Genomic DNA, 16,416 nt, shown 5'->3' with positions numbered 1-16,416 from the left:
CATCGCCCATTTCGGGCGACAGCGCTTCGGTGAGCACAATCGGGGTATGCGATTGACCATGCAGCCGTAGAGGCTGGCATTCAGATCACCTACAAGGAGCCAGGTCATGGCCAACGCATTCAAAGGCGTCGTCAACCTCGATATTCGCGATTCGATTCCCGACTGGAGCCCATACGAGCAGCCGAAGGCTGCCGCCGGCACGCCGAACATTCTCTACATCGTTCTCGACGACGTCGGATTCGGCGCCTTGGGTTGCTACGGGGGACCGATCGAGACGCCGAACATCGACCGCATCGCGGGCAACGGATTGCGGTACGGGCAGTGGCACACCACAGCGCTGTGCTCACCGACGCGATCGTGTCTGCTCACCGGCCGTAACCACACGACCAACGGAATGGCTTGCATCAGTGAGTGCGCGGTCGGGTTTCCCGGCGGGAACGGTCACATCCCTCCTGAATGTGCCACGCTCGCCGAGGTTCTGGTCGAGCAGGGGTTCAGTACCGCGATGGTCGGCAAATGGCACCTCTGTGCCGAAGACGAGATGAATCTTGCTTCCACGAAAAGGAATTGGCCGGTCGGTCGCGGATTCGAGCGGTTCTACGGCTTCCTCGGTGCCGAGACCAATCAGTGGTATCCCGACCTCGTTCACGACAACCATCCCGTCGAACAGCCGTCGACGCCGGAAGAGGGATACCACTTCAGTGTCGACATCACAGACCGGGCGCTCGAGTACATCGGTGACGTGAAGTCGATAGCTCCGGAACGGCCGGTATTTCTCTACTACGCCCCCGGGTGCGCACACGCTCCGCATCATGCACCCCGTGAATGGGCCGATCGCTATGCAGGAAGGTTCGACGCGGGGTACGAAGCCATGCGTGATGAGATTCTGGCGAGGCAGAAGGAAATGGGACTCGTCCCGAACGACACGACTCTGCCCTCACTCAACCCGATAGGCACTCCTGACACCCGCACCGGACCTGACGGCGAACCGTTCCCGCCGCTGGATTTCACCCGCCCCTGGGACACTCTCTCCGCTGACGAGCAACGACTGTTCTCACGGATGGCGGAGGTGTACGCGGGCTTCCTCTCGCACTGCGACGATCAGATCGGACGCCTGCTCGAATACCTCGAAGAAATCGAGCAGCTCGACAACACGATCATCGTGGTGGTCTCCGACAACGGTGCCAGCGGTGAAGGCGGACCCGACGGATCCGTCAACGAGAACAAGATTGCGAACGGCGTACCCGACGACCTCGCCGAGAACCTGTCAAAGCTGGACGAGTTGGGCAGCACCGAGACATACAATCACTACCCCAACGGGTGGGCGATGGCGTTCAACACTCCATTCAAGATGTGGAAGCGGTACTCGTTCAACGGTGGAACCTGCGACCCCTGCATCATCTCGTGGCCGGAAGACATCGACGCCCGTGGTGAGATTCGAGATCAGTACCACCACGCTATCGACGTCGTCCCGACTCTGCTCGACTGCGTCGGCGTCGACTTGCCCGACACGGTGAAGGGATACACCCAGCACCCGATCCAAGGCGTGAGCATGCGGTACAGCTTCGACGCCGGCAACATCCCCACCGCCAAGCACACCCAGTTCTATTCGATGCTCGGAGGACGAGGGATTTGGCATGACGGCTGGAAGGCCGTCACCACGCACCCGACTCTGAGCGGGTGGGGCCATTTCTCGGAAGACACCTGGGAGCTCTACCACACGGAGGTCGACCGAGCCGAGCTCCGGAACCTTGCGGATGAAGAACCCGGCAGGCTGGCCGAGCTCGTGGGGTTGTGGTTCCACGAGGCCGGTGCCAATCAAGCTCTGCCACTGGACGATCGGTCCGGTGTCGAACTCCTCACCACGCCTCGCCCCCAGCTCGCTCCGCCGCGCAACCGGTACGTCTACCGTCCAGGGGGAGCCGAGGTACCGGAAGCCGTCGCCGTCAACCTTCGTAATCGTTCCTTTTCGATCGGAGCAGTTGTCGACTTGGCCGAACCGGGTGCGGCCGGCGTGCTGTTCTCGCATGGCGGCAGGTTCGGTGGTCATTCGCTGTACGTCAAGGACAACCGACTGCATTACGTGTACAACTTCCTCGGCAGTGAACAGCAGAAGATCGATGCCACCGAAGACCTTCCGATCGGCGAAAACGTGATCTTGGCAGCAACTTTCGAGAAGGAAGGTGAGGACCCGCCGGGCACTGCGCACGGGGTGCTCGGTCTCTACTACGGCGACCGGAAAGTCGGTGAGGGCAGAATCCGCACTCAGCCAGGCAAGTTCAGCATCGGCGGCGGCGAAGGGCTCAACGCAGGCCGTGACAGCGGGGAGCCTGTGACCGACGACTACCCGGGTACGTCACCTTGGGCGTTTACCGGTGGAACGCTCAACCGGGTGGCGATCGACGTCAGTGGTGAACCGTACGTCGACCTCGAACGCGAAGCAGTGGCGATGCTCTCGCGTGAATGACAGATCCCAGCGCGTCTAATCCGAGCTGGGTGGAAGGTATCTCACGGTGGGTATGCCGCCGGGGCCGTCCAAGCGGACCTCGGCGTCGACCTGGTAGACCTCGGCTATCAGGTCGGCGGTGAGGACCTCGGTCGGGCTTCCGTGGGCCACGATGGATCCACGGTTCAGCATCACTATCGAATCGCAGAACATGGCGGCCAGATTCAGATCGTGCAAAGCCATGATCGTGGTGGTGGGCAGGCGTCGCACGAGCGCGAGCAATTCGAGTTGGTGGTTGATGTCCAGGTGATTGGTCGGCTCGTCGAGTAGCAGCTCGTGAGGTTCCTGAGCGAGGGCGCGCGCGATCTGGACGCGTTGGCGCTCCCCGCCCGAGAGCGTGTGCCACGAACGGTCCAGCATGCCGGCGAGGTCGGTGTGTTCGATCGCAGCGCGGACGGCGTCGCGGTCGGAATCCGACTGCCCGCCCCACAGTCCGCGATGCGGTGTGCGTCCGAGCTCGACGACCTCGGCTACCGTCAGGTCGATCTCGGTGTTGCTGTGCTGATCGACGGTGGCAATCCGGCGCGCGGCATCGCGGCGTTTCCAGTCAGGCAACGGAGTTCGGTCCAGAGTCACCACACCGGACGTCGGACGGTTCTGCCCGGCAAGCAGTTTCAGCAGTGTCGACTTACCCGAGCCATTGGGGCCGAGGAGTCCTACCGTGCTTCCGACGATGGGGGACACGTCGAGGTCGTCGACTATGAGCGCCTCGCCGACCCGCCAGCTGACACCGGTTGCTTCGAGTGTCATGGCCTGGCCTTCCGTCTCCAGAGGATGACGGCGAACGCAGGCACACCGACCAGTGCGGTCACCACGCCGGCCGGGAGTTCCTGCGGTGCAATGGCTGTGCGTGCCACAGCGTCGACCCAGACCAGGAAGATGGAGCCGATCAGTGCAGACGCGGGCAGGAGTCGGCGGTGGTTCGACCCGACGAGGGCCCGTGCCGCATGAGGGAGGACGAGGCCCACGAAGCCGATGGCGCCTGCGACGCTCACGATCACCGCGGTCATCAAAGCTGTAGCCAACAACAGGGTCACGCGCACCCGCCACACGTTCACTCCCAGTGACGCCGCCGCGTCCTCACCGAAGGCGAAGGCGTCGAGTGCGCGGGAGTGAGTCAGACAGACCACGAGGCCGACTGCGACCACCGCAGCGCAGAGCGCGACGTCGAGCCAGTCGGCGCCACCGAGTGAGCCCAGGAGCCAGAACATCACACCGCGGGTCTGCTCGGGATCGGCCGAGGTGATGACGATGAACGAGGTGAGCGCGGAGAACAGTTGGGTCGCGGCGACGCCGGCCAGGATCACCCGATCCGGCGTGCCGCCGGCCGCGTGGGCGAGCAGCAGCACAAGGGCAAAGGAGATCACCGCGCCGATGAAGGCGCCGCTCGACAGTCCGATCACTCCCGAGCCCACTCCGAGGATCACGATCAGTACGGCACCGGTCGAGGCGCCGGACGAGATGCCGAGGACAAACGGATCGGCCAGTGGATTGCGAAGCAGCGACTGCATGATCGCTCCACACAACCCGAGACCGGCACCGCAGAGCGCGGCGAGCAGAGTACGCGGCAGACGGAGATCCCACACGATGCCGTCGCGGATAGGTGTGACGTCCGCCGCGGTACCTCCGAAGTGCCCGACGACGATCGAGGTCACCTCACCGACCGACAGGCCCGCCGGCCCCAACGTGATCGCCACGGCGGCCGACCCGGCCAGCGTGACAACACCGATCACCCACAGCAGGCTGACGGCAGTCGGGTTGTCACGCAGCCGAACTCTTGTCGTCATCTCACGCCGTAGACCACGTAGTCGTCGAACAGTTGCCAGACCGTACCCGACTCCCGGAAACCTGCTTGCGCGAGCGCCGCCAATTGGAAATCGACGGCGGTGGGCGCGGTGGCGTCGCGACCGGCGAATCTGCGCTCACGCTCGTCGGTCAGTGCCCCGATCCCGGGAGTGGCCCGCAACTCGTCCCACCAGCTGTCCCACGCGGGAGCCCCGGCAGCAAAAGCGGAGCGTTGTGTCTGCTCGTCGTGTGCCTTCGCCCACCATCCGATGACAGGGGAGCGGCCGTCGAAGCGAAAGTGATCACCGTTGAGCAGAACGCCGTCGGGGCTCAGCAGTTCGCAGCACTGCCGGTACACCTCGACGAGCTGCTGCGGTTGCAACCAGTGCAGCGCGGTCGTCGACACGATCGCCTGAACCGGCGCAGTCACCGAAGTCGGCCAATCGGTACTCAGCAGGTCTGCGTCGACCAGCTGCATTCGGTCGCCGAAACGAGTCGACGACTGGCGGGCGACTTCCAGCAACATCGGGTCGTAGTCGATCCCCACAACGCTCGCGTGCCCGAACTTCTCGAGGATCCGGACGCTCAACGAACCAGGTCCGCAGGCCAGGTCGACGACTGTGAACGGAGCGTGCGCGTACTGCAATTCGAGAACGTCGAGAATCACGTCGAAGCGCTTCTCGCGATCGGCGATGTATGCCGCCTGCTGGTCGTCCCATTGACGCACCAGTTCGCTGACTTCCGTGGACATCTAGACCACACCCAACCGGCGCAGACCGTCGGAGAGCTGTTCGATGCCACCGACGTTGCGGATCGAGGGATCCATCGTCGTGCCTTCGAGGATGATGTATCGCTTGTTCTTCACTGCGGTGAGCTTGCTGGCTACCGGGTCCGATTCGAGGAACGCGATCTTGGCAGCCACACTGTCGCCGTCTCCGCCGCGGTCGAGATCAGCGAGCACCAGCACGGTGGGGTCCCGGTCGAGCACACTCTCCCAACCGATTTCGGGCCAGTACTGCTTGTTGTCGTCGAAGGCGTTCTTTGCGCCCACCGCGTCGGTCATGATTCCCGGTGCGCCGCAGCACCCGGCGAAGTACGGGGTCTTCGTGGCTGCGTACCACCACGCCAGTGTCACATTCTCGGCTCCCAGTGACGCCGTGGCGGTGGCCGCGCGATCCTTCAAACTCTCGGTCAGCTCGGCGCCTTTGTCCTTGACATCGAACAGTGTTGCCACGTCCCCGATTTCGTCATACAGGTCGTCGAGTGTGAGAGCCTTGTTCTGCTCTGCGTCCTGGCCGGTGCACTCACTGGGTGACTGATATGTCGCGACACCGAGGTCGGTGAACTTGGTCCGGTCGGCGATGCCCTCCGAAGTGAACGTGTAATTGAAAGTCGTGTAAACCATGTCCGGTTCGCGTTCGAGGACACTCTCGAATGACGGGAACTCGGTGTCGAAGGCCTGGACCTGACCGCGCGCCTCACGCAGTTCGGGGAGGACATCGTCATCGCTCATGGCGTAGCCGGCCATCCGGTCCTGCACCCCCAGCGCGAACAGCATCTCGGCGGCAGGCTGATTTACCGCGATCGCTCGTTCGATCGGTCGCTCCACCGTGACGTCTCGGCCACAGTTCTGAACAGTGGCGCCGGATCGTTCGGAAGAGTTGGATTGTTCGGCAGCACTGTCTTCGGAGGAACAGGCAACCAACGATGCACCCAACAGGGCCGCGACGGCAGCGGCGGATAGGCGAAGTGTGGACAGACGCATGGAATCTCGTTCTCGCAGGGGCTCGTTCGCGGAGCCCGTTACCGTGTGAACAGGCGCCTGTTGGCCCCTGCTGCCAGCCGGTATTCGGACTCGAGATCACTCCACCCGAGCGCCTTCCCAGATTCTCATCCAGTGGCGTAAGCCCGGGCGGTCACCCTCACCGCTGCGCGTCAGTTCCGGATTCACACCGGATTCCCTGACCCCCTGTGTGGAGGTCTGCTGGCACAGAGGAACTTATCACCGCAGTGCACAGCCGGTCAGGTCGGCCGGTGAGGGCGATCAGATCTCGATCGCCAGGTCGTCGATGTCGGTCAGGGTTCCACCGTCGGCGAGGATGCGCTCGTAGTTCTCGCGCCGGCGGAGGTCGATTTCGGTGTTGCTGACGCCGTGCTTCCAGTATCCGAATATCGCGACGTCGTCTTTGTCGAGTCCGACGGTCGATCGAAAGTGCTTCCGGATTGAGCGCATCTCGTTGCGTTCACCGGCTCCCCACACGACGTAACTCTCGGGATCGGCGAGCTCGCGTGCTCGTGCTGTCAGAGGGTCGTCGGACTCGGCGGGATCGGCGCTCACGCGATGAAGTTCCAGGCCGGGGAGGGTGGGAAGTTCGTCGAATGCGACCTCGTCATCTGTTGTGACCCAGCCGATTCCGACGACGTCGGTTGGCAGCTGCTCGATGATCGAGTACAGCGCAGGTATTGCGGTGCCGTCCAGAAAAAGTGCGATCCGTCGACCGGGAACTTCGGGGACCAAGAAGTGTGGTCGCGGACCGGTGAGACCGAAGGTATCACCGATGGTCAACGCCGCTGCCCACCTCATCATCGGGCTGGTCTGTCCGTGCAGGACCACGTCGATGACGATCGATCCGGTGGCGGAATCGTAGGAACGCACCGTGTACACACGCGAAGCGTCGTCGAAATTGGGCCCGAGATTCATACGTACGGTGACGTTCGGGCGTGACCAGGTCGGATCGTCGGTCGACTCCGTCAAATGAGCCGTGATCCGCAGCAGGTGGTCGCTCGGTCGCTCCATTGCTTCGACGACGGCGCGAACGTCGTTGAGTCCGCGATTGTGGTCAGCGGTTCGTAGGACGGTCGTCGGGGGAGTTGTTGTGCTCGTGGCGTCTGTATGTGTCATGGACTGTGCTCCTGGATCGGGTTTTCGAGATGCCATCAGGTTAGTGCTGCCTAAGTCGGCAAAGTTGTCCAGAAGTGACATCTGATTACCTAAATCAAACCTGCGTCGCGGACAACGCGTTTGAGCGACTTGTGCTCGCGCTGATACGGTGCCTGTGATGTCCATACGCCGCTGTACTCTCGCTTCCGGCCGTGCACTGCGCACGGCCCGATTCGGCGTAGCGACATTCCGCCGGGGGCGTAAGGCGATCGACCGCCGCCCCTCTGGTCTTGTCTGGATCGAAAGAGCCTCGGCCGCACCGGCCGGATCCGTCTGACATTCGCCACTTCGGCGAGCTTTGCCTCGCCGAGATTTCGCAGTGCCACACCTGTTGCAGTGCTGCGCATTTCCCGTACCTGAAGTTTCTCGCGGGTGAGTTGCGAGTGTCGGCGCCGCCGAGCCTGGATTACCAGCCAACTCGTTTTCGTGAAAGGTACACAGCAATGAATCGTTTCGAAGGTCGTCGTATTCTTGTCACCGGCGCAGGATCGGGAATCGGGCAGGCCACCGCGCTGCGGTTGCTCGCCGAAGGTGGCCGCGTGGTCGCTGTCGACATCTCCGAGAAGGGTCTGGCAGACACCCGGAAGTCGGCTGAACATGCCTCGACGGCGGGTCGTCTCGACACCGTCGTCGTCGATATCGGAGACGAGAATTCCGTGATCGATGTTGTGGGTCAGGCGATTTCGAACCTCGGCGGATTGGATGTACTGGTCAACGCCGCCGGGATACTGCGAGGCGGGCACACCCACGAGACCTCACTGGACTTGTGGAATCAGGTGATCTCCGTGAACTTGACCGGCACCTTCCTCGTCACTCGTCAGGCACTGCCAGCTCTCCTGGCCACGGGCAACGCAGTAGTGGTGAATTTCAGCTCCACCTCCGCAGCCTTCGCGCACCCGTACATGGCCGCGTATGCGGCGAGTAAGGGAGGAATCCAGTCCTTCACTCACGCACTGGCTCTCGAATACGGCAAGCAGGGTCTGCGCGCCGTCGCGGTAGCTCCGGGCAGTGTGAAGAGCGGGATCACCGACACAACGGCGTCGTATCTGCCGGAGGACACCGACTGGTCGCTCTTCGGCAAGCTGTCGCCGATTCTGAGCACTGATCTGGAGTCCGGCGGCGCCCCCATGGCGGGGCCGGAAAGTGTTGCGGGAGTTATCGCGATGCTGGCTTCCGAGGATGGTGCTTTCATCACCGGCACGGAGATCCGGGTCGACGGCGGCACACACGCCTGATTCTGCGTCCGTCTGACGGCCTGCCCCAGGGCAGGCCGTCAGACGCGAGCCGTCATTCTCGCGAGCGAGTGATAGCGGGGACGACGTAGGACTGATCGAGTACGGCGGGCGAAGGCTCGTACATTCTCAGGACCGGTCGGAAGTCTCCGGGCGGGGAGGGGAGCCAGTTCGCCTTCGCCGTGGCATCTTTCGGCTCCTCGTGGCTGATCGTGATCGTCAACGCACCGTCGGCGTCGTGGACGATGCCGGGAGTGCGGTCGCCGATCGAGTATCGGTCGATGGGGTTCGCCACGAGGAAGAAGTCCGGCACCGAGTACATCGTCAGCGACCAGAAGGCGCTCACCGGCGGAGTGGGGTCGAGTCTGATCGTGTAGGTGCGGTTTCCGTTCAATTGCGTTCCCTGATCGTCGACGTAGGTCATGATGTACGCCGCTTCGTAGGGGTGGTTGCCCCAGAGCCCGCCCTTGGCCGCCGCGGCACGTTCGACGATGCGCAACCTGGGATCGGCGATTTTGAATTGTGGATCGTCGATTGCGCCGACCTCGAAGTAATCGAGGTTGTAGTCGAAAGCGTGGAAGGTGAGCTTCCATCCGTTGACTTCGGGGCTGGAGCCTTTGGTGAGGGCCTCGAGCAAGTTCTTCTCACCGATCCTCAATCCGTCGGCGAGTGCGGCTGCCTCGTCGTCAGACAGCGAGTCGGCAGACGGTGAGGAGTAGGGCGAGGGCCCGCGCTCGTCGATTCCGATCACCGAGAACGAATCCTGCAGCTCTCGGTCGCGCGGGGCAGGCGGAAAGGCCTGCGACCAGATGCGGAGTTTCTCGAGGAACAGGAGGTCCTGGCTGACTTCGGAGTCGGGGACCGGGAGACCTGCCGGAGCCCCGGCGGAGTCGACGACGGTCAGGGTGGTGGCGTCCTGCAAGGCGTGCACGGCGGGGAGGTCGTCGTCGCCACCGCACGCCCACCGGCCGACGATCGATGCAACAGTCGTGGGAAATCTGATCACCGTGGTCTGGGCCGCCGGGGTTCCGGTCCAGGTGGGCGGGACGAGAAGGAAGTCTCCGCTCTTGGTGCCGGTGGCACGGTGCCCGACGTAAGCGAAGTTGTTCGTCCAGGTGTCGACGAATTGGAGGACGTAGTAACGGCCATCGGTATCGGGGACGTGCAGCGCGACAGGGCCGACCGAGAGGTCGATCTGTGCCATCGAATACACGGTGTCGTTGTTGATCGTGACGAAGGTGTCGGCCGGGCCGGCAAGTGTGCGGGCGTGGCTGAAGGTGTTGAAAGGTGCGGCCGGGTTTGCCCCGACACCGTCGTGAACGTACCGATTGACCTGGTCGAGATTGAAAACGAGGGGAAAGCCGTAGATGTACGCCTGAGCTGCAAGCTCGGTGCGGGTGGTGCTGGTCATCGCTGCCCTCTCGTCGTTCACGTCGGTTCGAGGTCCACCTTGCGGGAACCCTGTCGTCGCGGCATCACCCGCAAGGGGTGACGGCGGGGAGGGAGTGGACATGTCGGATCAGGAGAAAGCGGCGTTGACGGCGACCGCAGACGAATGGAACGTCGCGATGTGCTCGAACGACGCCGAACGGATCGGCGACTTCATGGCCGACGACTGGGTCATCGTTTCGGAATCGGGGGTCTCGACCAAAGTGGAGTTTCTGGGCTTCGTGGCCTCAGGCGACCTGACTCATTCGGCGATGGACCGTGTCGGGAACGCTCGCGTGCGCTTCTTCGGTGATGTTGCACTGTTCACCACACGGATCACCAATACTGCGCACCACGACGGCAGGCAGTACGACGCCGACGAGTGGACCACCGACGTGTTCGTCCGGCGAGAAGGTCGCTGGCGCTGCGTGTTGAGCCACATCACGCCGGCGGTCGAGGCGAAGGTCGAGGACATTGGAACGTGAAGGAGGGTCGAAAGCCTTGTGCAACTATGTATTTCGAGAATGTTCTCAAGGGTGTGTCTTCGCCGCCGTGCTTCCGTATTCGATTGAACGCACGTCACCATAAAGGTCCGTCAATGTTGCCTTCGGGTACCGGGACTCATAACTGTACCTTCCGTAAGGTACAGTTATGAGTCTCGGAACTTTTGGAGAGGCTTCGGAATGGTTACGGATACACGGCGCCGCTGGCTGCTGCTGACCGTGGTGAGCGCAGGACTTCTACTCATCACCCTCGACAACTCAATCCTCTATACCGCGCTGCCGACGCTGGTGGAGGACCTCGGTGCCAGTAGTTCTGAGGGACTGTGGATCATCAATGCCTACCCGGTGGTGATGGCCGGACTACTTCTCGGCAGTGGCACTCTCGGCGACCGAGTCGGGCATCGACGTATGTTCTTGATCGGCCTCGTGTTCTTCGGGATCGCCTCACTCGCTGCCGCGTTCTCCACAACGCCCGAAGCCCTGATCGCGGCGCGTGCGCTCCTAGCCGTCGGTGCTGCTGCGATGATGCCTGCCACGCTCGCCCTGATCCGCGTCACCTTCGAGGACGAGCGTGAGCGCAACGTCGCCATTGCGGTCTGGGGAAGCCTGGCCATTGTGGGCAGCGCGCTCGGTCCGATCATCGGCGGCCTTCTGCTCCACTGGTTTTGGTGGGGGTCGGTGTTTCTGGTCAACGTCCCAGTTGTCATCGTGGCATTCATCGCCACAATGATCGTTGCGCCACCCAACGATGCGGACCCTTCAAAACGATGGGATTTTCTCTCCTCGCTGCTCGCACTCGTGGCTTTGGTCGGTCTCGTGATCGCGATCAAAGAAACAGCAAAAACCGACTCCTCGTCCCTCGTCATTTCCATCGCTTTGCTCGCCACTGTCGTCGGCGGGTGGACCTTCGGGCGACGGCAGCGCCGCCTGCGCTACCCCCTGTTGGACTTCGCCATTTTTCGCAATCGAGCCTTTCTGGCAGGTGTCCTGGCCGCCGGATTCTCGATGTTCGCGATCGCGGGTATTCAACTGATCACCACTCAGCGATTCCAACTTGTAGAAGGATTCTCGCCGCTGCACGCCGGCCTCCTGGTCGCCGCTGTCGCTCTGGGGGCGTTGCCGACGGCCATGGTTGCCGGTGCGACTCTGCACAAGGTAGGCCTTCTTCCGATCATCGCTGGTGGTCTCGCCCTCAGTACGGTGGGCTCGATGCTGGTACTGACGACCTTCGACACCAGCATGGGCTTGCTCGTTACCGGACTACTCGTCACCGGCGCCGGGTTAGGCGCAGCCATGGCCGTTGCCTCCAGCGCGATCATGGGCAACGTACCTGCTCGTCGGGCAGGAATGGCGTCCTCCGTTGAAGAAGTGTCCTACGAATTCGGCAGTCTCATAGCAGTCGCATTGCTTGGAAGTCTCCTGACCGCGATCTACACTGCGACAATCTCGTTGCCTGCCGGCGCGCCTGACTCCGCGCGCGATAGCCTCGACGCGGCGCTCGGGCTGGCCGGTGATGGTAATTCGTCGCTGATCGCCGCCGCATCGGAAGCGTTCGACAGCGCCTACTTCGTCGTGATGATCGTGGTCACTGCCGTCATGGCAGTCGGCGCGACCGTGACCGGTTTTCTGCTACGGCGCCACGGACCCGGATCGACCTTGTCTGCTACTACTCACCACTGACACTTCCAATCGCCACTGACACTTCGACCCAGGAAATCCCGTGCGAACCAGTAAACGAACCCAGATCCTCGAAGCGGCAACTCGAGTCGTGGAGCGCGAAGGCGTCAAGAGCGTCACCTTCGATTCCGTCGCGGCCGAAGCCGGCCTGACCAAAGGTGGACTTCTCTACCACTTCGCATCCCGTGAAGATCTCGTCCAGGCGATCCATCAGCACCTCGCCGACGAGTGGGAAGCGGGTTTGTCCGCAGCGGCAGGAAAGGCCGCTTCCCAGGCCACTCCCGTCGAGCGGCTCACTGCCTACACCCGCGTCGCGGCCCACAGTGCCACACGGGCCGAGCTTCTCTTCATGCTCGAAGGTTCGACAAATTCCGAGCATGCGGCGCCGTGGGACGCAGTGCTGGAGCGGTGGGCTTTACCCCCCACCACAGACCTCGACGATTCGGGAGCGATAGACCAGTTCATCGCCCGTCTCGCAGCTGACGGACTGTGGCTCTACGAGTCCCTGACCGCCGAGCGGCTGACCCCGGAATTGCGCCGTGCTGTCGCCGAACGCATCGCCGATAAAGTCACTCACGAGGAGAACTGAAACGGCTTCCTGTCCTGCAACCCAGCGCTGAGTTCCCTGCTGAACTGTGCAGAGAACCAGGCCGCCGCACCCTGTTTCGAATCTTCGAATTTTCACCTAGCACTGCCCGGCGAAAAGGTAGCGGGTGAGCAGAGGAAAACGCTGATGTTTTAACGTCGAGACTATTGGGTAGTGATACGAGTTCAGTATTTACGACGTCAATTATCGGATTTATAGAATGTGACGTTTTTGTAGTAGCGTCAGTTGAGTAGATCATTTTTATACGCATACCGGATGAGGTTCTCACATGATTGTTCTCGGCATTATTCTGGCGTTGATCGGCTTCTTCACGGGGTTGAGTATTCTGACCACCGTCGGCATCATCTTGGTCGTCGTAGGTGCAGTTTTGTCCATCCTCGGTGCTACCGGGCGTGCAGTGGGCGGACGAAAAGTCTGGTATTGATCGATACTGGGCGAGTAGCTGAGAAGGCGGTACTTGGTCTCTTCGGAGATCGAGTACCGCTTTTTCGTTCTTCAATAGCTTTTCGGTGTCTCTACCCGATATCATCACTCTGATCGGCGTCGGGTAAACATGAAGCATGCTTTCTCGAGATCATGACGAAGAGAAATCTGCCGAGAGATTCAGATTCCCTCGCAGATGGAATCAAGTTGACGAATCACGTCGCGGTTTGGTGTTGGCGTGGGTGGCCTTCACGCTGACGTTCGGCGGAGCACGTCTGGTGACGTGGTTGATCCAGATCGACACCAGGGATGTCGGCGACATCAGTGCCGGCGGCACTCATCTGCACCACTACTTGTGGGGAATTCTCCTGTTGGCGGGGGTGGCGATCTTCGGACTCGTCGACCGAAGCCCTCGCGCACGAACATGGATGGGCATCGCGTTGGGCATTGCGCTCGGACTCATCGTCGACGAGGCCGCGTTACTGATCACTCTCGACGACGTCTACTGGCAGAGTGACGGCTGGCCGAGCATCGCCATCGCTGTGTCGATCATCGGAGTTGTGGGAACCGGGCTCGCGCTGACACGAAGTGGAGCGGAGAAGCCTCGAGGTTGATCCGACTACGGCACGGGTACTCACCCTCGAGCCGGGAAGTCGCGCGGATCGTGAGGTGGCTTGGATGGATCCCAATTCCGCGGACACGTCACCCGACCCCGAAAGCGAAGTCCAAGCTCCGGATCCGATGGCGGTGGCCGAACGCGAAGCCGCCGCATTGGCGACGCCCGTCCGGCCGCTGGGTGAACCCGGACCGAGGTTCGATCGTCGTTCACCGTTCTTCATCGGTCTGACCGCCGCTGCCGGAGTTGCCGTGACTTACGCGGTGATCGAAGTGCTGCTTGCGGCGCGAGGCATGCTGATCCTGATCGTGGTGGCCCTGTTTCTCGCGGTGGGCATAGAACCGGTGATCGTCTGGCTGGAGCGGAGAAATTTCCGACGCTGGATCGCGGTCACCGTGGTGCTGTTCGGGATTGCCGTGATGTTGGCGCTGTTTCTCGTTGCTGCGATCACCCCGCTGGTCGAGCAGGGGCGTCAGTTCGCATCGCACGCTCCAGAACTTCTGACGCACATTCGGGACCGGTATCCCATCGTCAGCGACCTCGACGAGAAGTATCACCTCGAGCAGCACCTCACCACGCAACTGGACGGTTCGGGTTCTGCGCTCGCAACGGGTTTGCTCGGTGCCGGGCGGGCGGTGTTCAGCGCAGTCGCCGACGCCGGAATCGTTGCTGTACTGACCACGTACTTCTTGATCGACTATCCACGAATCCGCACGAATCTGTATCGGTTGGTGCCACATTCGCGGCGGCCACGAGCAATCGCCATCGGTGATCAGATACTGGCAGGCGTGGGTGGGTACGTCCTCGGCAATGTTCTGATCTCCGTGATCACCGCAGGATGTACCTTCGCATGGTTGTTGATCTTCGACGTGCCGTACCCGTTGATACTGGCGCTGCTGGTCGCCCTGCTCGATCTGATCCCGATAGTCGGTTCCACGATCGCAGGGGTCATCGTCGCCTTGGTCTCCCTGACAGTCTCTGTCCCAACGGCATTGGCGACAGTTGCGTTCTTCATCGCGTTACGCCTGCTCGAGGACTACCTGCTTGTTCCGAAGATCATCGGGAAGACAGTGGCGGTCCCGGCACTGGTGACCGTTGTCGCGGTTCTGTTGGGCGGAGCGCTGCTCGGTATTGTCGGTGCGTTGCTGGCGATTCCGGTTGCTGCGGCCCTGCTGCTACTCGCAAGAGAAACGCTCTTCCCCCGCCTCGACGCTTCTTGACCGGCCTCTATCGGGCGCTTCGCGCGCGACGCCGCGAACCAGGATTCGGCTTGGGGCACATCCGAGTCGGGATGGTTTCCCCTTCGTCGGTGATACGGAATACCGATACTTTCTCGCTGCACCCGTGATTCAGATCGACCGCATATGCGATTGCGGCGCGATCCGAGACGAAATCTTCCATCACCGTTGTACCGTCCGGTAGTTCGATTCTGTAGTTTTCCATGACTTACACAACCTTCTTTCGCTAAGACGATCCTACCCGGCCCGCGAAGTGGCAAACCCGTGGAACATAACGTGCGACAGTCGACTTCGCGGCGCGCCGGTGCAATGTTTCGACAGTTCGCCTGCGGGGTAGTGAGAGTCGGTCAGCCCGCTCAGGCGGTACGAAATCGAACCATGGAGGATCCGCGCAATGAGCGCAGTATCGAAAGCGATGTACAAGCCACTCTCACTGGCGACGAGCGTCCTCGGCGGCATTTTGGCCGGCGCCGTCTTCCAGCAGGTGTGGAAGCGCATCGGTGACGACAAGAATGCGCCCGAGCCGAAAGACTTGAGCAGGTCGAGCAAGGAAGTCCTGATCGCCGCAGCCCTACAGGGGGCCATATTCGCTGTTGTGCGAGCCGCAGTCGATCGTGCGGGGGCAAAGGGCTACCAGGCGCTGGCTCACGAAGATCCCCGGTAGGAACGTCCGGTTCGGTTCGAGCTCAGTCGACGACGGCCGCGATGGCCTCGATCTCGACCAACTGATCGTCGTAGCCGAGAACGGTCACGCCCATCAGAGTGCTCGGGGCGTCATGATCGCCGAACGCGTCGCGGACTACCTCCCACGCCGAAACGAGGTCTTCTTGACTGCTCGACGCCACCAGAACGCGGGTGCTGATCACATCGGTGATCGACGCGCCGGCGTCCGAGAGAGCGGTTCTCAGGTTGTCGACGGCCTTGGTTGCTTGTCCCGCGTAATCGCCGACGGCGGCAGTAGAGCCGTCCTCGTTCAACGGGCAAGATCCTGCGAGGAAGATCAGTCTGGCTTCGGTGGGAGCCGTTGCTGCATAAGCATATTCAGCGACCAAAGAGAGTGATGTGGAACGGATCAGAGTTACCGACTTCGACATAGTTTCCCCAAGGAATAGTAAAGTTTTGCAGCCAGTCTTTCACAGCGCACCTGGGGTAGCCAATTCGTTATCGGACCCGTCCATCCGGGCTGCGGCTACGAATGCCTGTCAATGAGCCGAGAAGAAGAGCACACAGCGCCAGTCGACGAGTGGCTGACGACCAAACAGGTTGCGGCACTGTTCCACGTCGACCGGACGACGGTATCGAGATGGGCGAGGGAGGGCAAAGTCGGAACGCTGAGAACGCTTGGCGGACATCGGAGATACCGACGGTCGGAGATCGAGAAGTTGTTGCGTAACCGCTCGACGACACTCGATCCGACGTGACTCCGGCGTGAAGCAGACAGGTCGCCGAGCACGATGAGG

Annotated in this window: 18 protein-coding genes and 1 riboswitch; of the genes, 10 read left to right on the top strand and 8 right to left on the bottom strand. The window is 61.9% G+C overall.

The genetic code is table 11. The annotated features are described in order from the left end of the window. Positions 1-106 precede the first annotated feature (106 nt). Positions 107-2,467 carry an arylsulfatase gene (locus tag I7X09_RS21015; RefSeq protein WP_200313474.1) on the top strand — a complete coding sequence of 787 codons (2,361 nt, stop codon included), beginning with the start codon at positions 107-109 and terminating at the stop codon, positions 2,465-2,467. A 15-nt stretch (positions 2,468-2,482) separates the two neighbouring features. Here I7X09_RS21015 and I7X09_RS21010 read toward each other — a convergent pair whose 3' ends face one another. The 5 genes from I7X09_RS21010 to I7X09_RS20990 all read right to left on the bottom strand — a co-directional run bounded on the left by I7X09_RS21010 (position 2,483) and on the right by I7X09_RS20990 (position 7,193). After that, complete coding sequence (locus tag I7X09_RS21010) at positions 2,483-3,256, bottom strand: ABC transporter ATP-binding protein (RefSeq protein ID WP_200313473.1); 774 nt, start codon at positions 3,254-3,256, stop codon at positions 2,483-2,485. Next, on the bottom strand, positions 3,253-4,293 hold the full coding sequence (locus I7X09_RS21005) for a FecCD family ABC transporter permease (RefSeq protein ID WP_200313472.1): 1,041 nt from the start codon (positions 4,291-4,293) through the stop codon (positions 3,253-3,255). Before I7X09_RS21005 ends, I7X09_RS21010 begins: the two co-directional genes overlap by 4 nt. Then, positions 4,290-5,042, bottom strand: a complete 753-nt coding sequence (locus tag I7X09_RS21000; protein ID WP_200313471.1) for a class I SAM-dependent methyltransferase — start codon at positions 5,040-5,042, stop codon at positions 4,290-4,292. The genes I7X09_RS21005 and I7X09_RS21000 overlap by 4 nt, the downstream gene beginning before the upstream one ends. Then, positions 5,043-6,056, bottom strand: a complete 1,014-nt coding sequence (locus I7X09_RS20995; protein ID WP_200313470.1) for an ABC transporter substrate-binding protein — start codon at positions 6,054-6,056, stop codon at positions 5,043-5,045. It lies immediately after the preceding gene. A 58-nt stretch (positions 6,057-6,114) separates the two neighbouring features. Next, positions 6,115-6,295: riboswitch (cobalamin riboswitch) on the bottom strand. Positions 6,296-6,335: 40 nt separating this feature from the next. Beyond that, a complete protein-coding gene (locus I7X09_RS20990; RefSeq protein WP_200313469.1) occupies positions 6,336-7,193 on the bottom strand; it encodes a siderophore-interacting protein in 858 nt (285 codons plus the stop codon). Between the two features lie 482 nt (positions 7,194-7,675). On the opposite strand from I7X09_RS20990, the gene I7X09_RS20985 reads away from it, so the two are divergent. Next, positions 7,676-8,467 (top strand): SDR family NAD(P)-dependent oxidoreductase, encoded by a 792-nt coding sequence (locus I7X09_RS20985; protein ID WP_200313468.1) that lies wholly within the window; start codon positions 7,676-7,678, stop codon positions 8,465-8,467. A gap of 52 nt (positions 8,468-8,519) precedes the next feature. On the opposite strand, the gene I7X09_RS20980 is transcribed toward I7X09_RS20985, so the two are convergent. After that, complete coding sequence (locus I7X09_RS20980) at positions 8,520-9,875, bottom strand: DUF1254 domain-containing protein (RefSeq protein WP_200317964.1); 1,356 nt, start codon at positions 9,873-9,875, stop codon at positions 8,520-8,522. 100 nt (positions 9,876-9,975) lie between these two features. On the opposite strand from I7X09_RS20980, the gene I7X09_RS20975 reads away from it, so the two are divergent. The 6 genes from I7X09_RS20975 (at position 9,976) to I7X09_RS20950 (ending at position 14,938) form a co-directional block, all read left to right on the top strand. After that, complete coding sequence (locus tag I7X09_RS20975) at positions 9,976-10,377, top strand: nuclear transport factor 2 family protein (RefSeq protein WP_200313466.1); 402 nt, start codon at positions 9,976-9,978, stop codon at positions 10,375-10,377. A gap of 198 nt (positions 10,378-10,575) precedes the next feature. Continuing rightward, positions 10,576-12,075, top strand: coding sequence for an MFS transporter (locus I7X09_RS20970; protein WP_200313464.1), 1,500 nt, complete (start codon positions 10,576-10,578; stop codon positions 12,073-12,075). A 40-nt stretch (positions 12,076-12,115) separates the two neighbouring features. After that, positions 12,116-12,661 carry a TetR/AcrR family transcriptional regulator gene (locus tag I7X09_RS20965; RefSeq protein WP_151531765.1) on the top strand — a complete coding sequence of 182 codons (546 nt, stop codon included), beginning with the start codon at positions 12,116-12,118 and terminating at the stop codon, positions 12,659-12,661. A gap of 286 nt (positions 12,662-12,947) precedes the next feature. Next, a complete protein-coding gene (locus I7X09_RS20960) occupies positions 12,948-13,103 on the top strand; it encodes a DUF6131 family protein (protein ID WP_003945564.1) in 156 nt (51 codons plus the stop codon). A gap of 136 nt (positions 13,104-13,239) precedes the next feature. After that, entirely contained in the window at positions 13,240-13,716 is a 477-nt protein-coding gene (locus tag I7X09_RS20955) for a hypothetical protein (RefSeq protein ID WP_003945539.1), read from the top strand. A gap of 64 nt (positions 13,717-13,780) precedes the next feature. After that, positions 13,781-14,938 (top strand): AI-2E family transporter, encoded by a 1,158-nt coding sequence (locus tag I7X09_RS20950; RefSeq protein WP_095971466.1) that lies wholly within the window; start codon positions 13,781-13,783, stop codon positions 14,936-14,938. Positions 14,939-14,945: 7 nt separating this feature from the next. On the opposite strand, the gene I7X09_RS20945 is transcribed toward I7X09_RS20950, so the two are convergent. Next, on the bottom strand, positions 14,946-15,161 hold the full coding sequence (locus I7X09_RS20945) for a hypothetical protein (protein ID WP_095971309.1): 216 nt from the start codon (positions 15,159-15,161) through the stop codon (positions 14,946-14,948). A 189-nt stretch (positions 15,162-15,350) separates the two neighbouring features. On the opposite strand from I7X09_RS20945, the gene I7X09_RS20940 reads away from it, so the two are divergent. Beyond that, on the top strand, positions 15,351-15,620 hold the full coding sequence (locus I7X09_RS20940) for a DUF4235 domain-containing protein (RefSeq protein ID WP_007734706.1): 270 nt from the start codon (positions 15,351-15,353) through the stop codon (positions 15,618-15,620). A 22-nt stretch (positions 15,621-15,642) separates the two neighbouring features. Here the strand turns inward: I7X09_RS20940 and I7X09_RS20935 are convergent, their stop codons facing one another. Then, positions 15,643-16,050 (bottom strand): RidA family protein, encoded by a 408-nt coding sequence (locus tag I7X09_RS20935; protein WP_200313462.1) that lies wholly within the window; start codon positions 16,048-16,050, stop codon positions 15,643-15,645. Between the two features lie 111 nt (positions 16,051-16,161). Between I7X09_RS20935 and I7X09_RS20930 the strand changes: the two genes are divergently transcribed. Next, on the top strand, positions 16,162-16,377 hold the full coding sequence (locus I7X09_RS20930; RefSeq protein WP_095971307.1) for a BldC family transcriptional regulator: 216 nt from the start codon (positions 16,162-16,164) through the stop codon (positions 16,375-16,377). Positions 16,378-16,416 lie beyond the last annotated feature (39 nt).

This window comes from Rhodococcus sp. P-2 (assembly GCF_016598535.1).
GTDB lineage: Bacteria > Actinomycetota > Actinomycetes > Mycobacteriales > Mycobacteriaceae > Rhodococcus_F > Rhodococcus_F baikonurensis.
This window is presented reverse-complemented; position numbering and strand designations above follow the sequence as displayed.